A 2,896-nucleotide genomic window follows, 5' to 3' on the forward strand; every position below is an offset into this window, starting at 1 on the left:
CATGCTAGCAAGTTAAGCGAACACTGACATGATAAATTAGTGGTTAGCTATATTTTTTTACTTTGCAACAGAACCATGCTATCTACATTATTACATTTCTCTTAACTGAATGTATGTTACATTTTCTAAATTAATATACATAGGCACTGGATTAAGTACTTTAATAATTTTTTCAGAACTTTGTGAATAGTCTATTTTTCTTGCAATTACTGAATCTCCAGAATGAAAATAAACTTCTATACTATTTACTGTATTTAATTCTAATTCTTGTTTTAATTGCTCTATTATCACAAACAAAAACTCCTTTCCAAATTATTTTGAAAAACCACATTTTAAATTAATTACTGTGTCTTCTGGTTTAATAATATTTTTAACACATTCTGAGAATACTTCCCTATAATAGCCCATACAAGTGTTTTATGCTTTAATAAATCAATGACTTAGCTTTTTTATTTCTCTACTCCGTATTTCAATTTGGTTAAATATACTTTATTTTGTTTTTAAAAAATTCTATATACTCATCTCTACTATTTTGATCTTTATCAATTTCATATGCGATTAATGTATCTAAACATTGCATTCCAGTATATTCAACTATTCCATGACTAATGTGAAATAGTACTTGTTTGTGTATATCTCCTGATGAACCAGTTGTTGTACTTATAATAGCTTTTTTATTAGATAATCTGGCGTTCTTAAACTTCCCATATGCCCCTCCATAAATCCCTCCATATATTAAAACTTTATCAAACCATCCTTTTAATATTGCAGGAACACTCGACCACCATAAAGGGAATTGAAAAATAATAATATCCGCCCACAATAGTTTGCTTAATTCAGATTTAATTTCCTTACTTAATATATTATTTTTGTAAGAATGCTCTTGTTCTATAGGATATTTAAAAAAGTTATTATTTTTTAAATATTTAAAATCAGATTTTTGAGCAACAGGGTTAAAATTCATTTTATACAAATCAGATACAACGACAATTATTACCATTCTCCTTCAATACTGTTTGTGCAATATCTTTAAGTTTACTATTAAAAGATTGAGGTTCAGGGTGCGCATATACTATTAGAATATTCATTTAACTTCTCCTATATAGTGTTTTGCAATATTTACGTTTTATAGATTATTCCACCATTCAAAGTTATCTTGTTTAAGTAATTGATCACTTTCTTTAGGTCCAAAACTTCCTGGTTTATACTGTGGTATTGTTACGTTAGATTTTTTCCATTCAGTACTTATATAATCTATAAATTCCCATGAATGTTTAAGTTCTTCCCAATGTACAAAATTAGTTTGATTTCCTATTAAAGCATCACATATAAGTGATTCATAAGCATCCACTACTTGTTTTTTATCTATTAAGTTATAGATTTGTATATTATGGTTTCTATTATTTCTAGTTGATTTATTTTCATAAATATATAGTGATATTTGGGCATTAGGTTCTATATTTATTACCATTAAATTACAATCAACATCTTCATTATCATTTTCATAGATTAATTTACTATTTAATTTTTTAAATTCTATAACAACTTCTATTGCTTTTTTATTTAAACGCTTTCCTGTACGAATATAAAACGGTGTCCCTTTCCATCTATCATTATTAATGAGTAATTTCCCTGCTACAAATGTTTCTGTTGTTGAATCACTATTAACACCTTTTTCTTCATGATATGACATTATCGGAGTTTCATTAATAATACCATTAATATATTGTCCTCTAACAAAATATTTGTGTACATCAGCCCCTTTCAAAAATTTTATATTGTTTAAAAGTTCGATTTTTTTTAGTCTAATATCTTTACTATTTCTGCTTTCGGGTTTCTCCATAGCAATAAGAGTAAGTATTTGTAGTGCATGATTTTGCACCATATCTTTAAGCGCTCCTGTAGAATCATAGTATTGGCCTCTATCTTCAATGCCTAAAGTTTCCGATAGAGTTATTTGAACATTTGATATATACTTGTTGTTCCACAATGGTTCAAATATTGTATTACCAAAACGTAAAGATTCAATATTTTGCACCATCTCTTTACCTAGATAATGATCTATTCTAAATATTTCTTCTTCTTTAAAATACTGTCTTATGTGTTTATTTAAGTCTTCGGCAGATTTCAAATCTTTTCCAAATGGTTTTTCTATTATTAATCTTGAAAATCCATTTGTATCAGAAAGACCTGATTGGCTTATGCTTTGAGTTATAATTTTAAAAAATTGAGGATTCATTGCTAAGTAAAATAATCTATTGCCATCCAAACAATATTTTTTATCAATATCATTGGAAAGTTCCTTTAATTTATTCCAACTTGTTTTATCTTCAACATTTTGTTGAAAGTAAAATATGTTATCTAAAAATAAGTTCACCATTTCAAAATTTTCTTGGCTTAATAAAATTTGTTTTACTTTACTTCTATATTCTTCATCACTTATATCCTCTAAACCCGTAGAAATGATAACTAATTTCTTAAAGTGACCCTTTTTATAAAGATTAAAAATAGAAGGTAGCAATTTCCTGTAACTTAAATCTCCTGTTCCGCCAAATATTGTTATTAATGATGATAAATTTTTATCCAAAGCAGTTCCCCCCTTTTACTTGATTAGCTAGTTTCTGGTTTTCATTCCGTAACAGTAATTATATTACTCTTCATCCCATTGTGTGTGGAACACACCTTCACGGTCTTTACGTTCATAAGTATGTGCACCAAAATAGTCACGTTGTGCTTGGATAAGATTAGCTGACAAATCTTCAGAACGATAACTATCATAGTAGTTCACACTTGCAGAGAATCCTGGTGTCGGTACACCGTTTTTAACGCCTGTTGCTACGACGTCTCTTAATGCATCTTGGTAATCTGTAACAATATTTTTGAAGTATGGATCTAA

4 protein-coding genes and 1 pseudogene are annotated in these 2,896 nt (G+C 28.0%); all 5 read right to left on the reverse strand.

Translation table 11 applies throughout. The annotated features are described in order from the left end of the window. Positions 1 to 90 precede the first annotated feature (90 nt). A complete protein-coding gene (locus ACZ267_RS12675; protein WP_015387322.1) occupies positions 91 to 291 on the reverse strand; it encodes a hypothetical protein in 201 nt (66 codons plus the stop codon). A 187-nt stretch (positions 292 to 478) separates the two neighbouring features. Continuing rightward, positions 479 to 1,000 carry an NAD(P)H-dependent oxidoreductase gene (locus ACZ267_RS12680; protein ID WP_015387321.1) on the reverse strand — a complete coding sequence of 174 codons (522 nt, stop codon included), beginning with the start codon at positions 998 to 1,000 and terminating at the stop codon, positions 479 to 481. Further along, a complete protein-coding gene (locus ACZ267_RS12685; protein ID WP_015387320.1) occupies positions 975 to 1,088 on the reverse strand; it encodes an NAD(P)H-dependent oxidoreductase in 114 nt (37 codons plus the stop codon). The genes ACZ267_RS12680 and ACZ267_RS12685 overlap by 26 nt, the downstream gene beginning before the upstream one ends. Positions 1,089 to 1,126: 38 nt before the next feature. Then, positions 1,127 to 2,587, reverse strand: a complete 1,461-nt coding sequence (gene zwf, locus ACZ267_RS12690) for a glucose-6-phosphate dehydrogenase (protein ID WP_002449615.1) — start codon at positions 2,585 to 2,587, stop codon at positions 1,127 to 1,129. Between the two features lie 63 nt (positions 2,588 to 2,650). Further along, positions 2,651 to 2,896: pseudogene (locus tag ACZ267_RS12695) on the reverse strand (NADP-dependent phosphogluconate dehydrogenase); the annotation flags it as partial.

The organism is Staphylococcus sp. AC872 (assembly GCF_979255425.1).

Excerpts from the sequence above, each read along its gene's own strand:
- ACZ267_RS12680 (WP_015387321.1), bottom strand. The coding sequence starts at position 1,000 with ATGGTAATAATTGTCGTTGTATCTGATTTGTATAAAATGAATTTTAAC.
- ACZ267_RS12685 (WP_015387320.1), bottom strand. The coding sequence starts at position 1,088 with ATGAATATTCTAATAGTATATGCGCACCCTGAACCTCAATCTTTTAAT.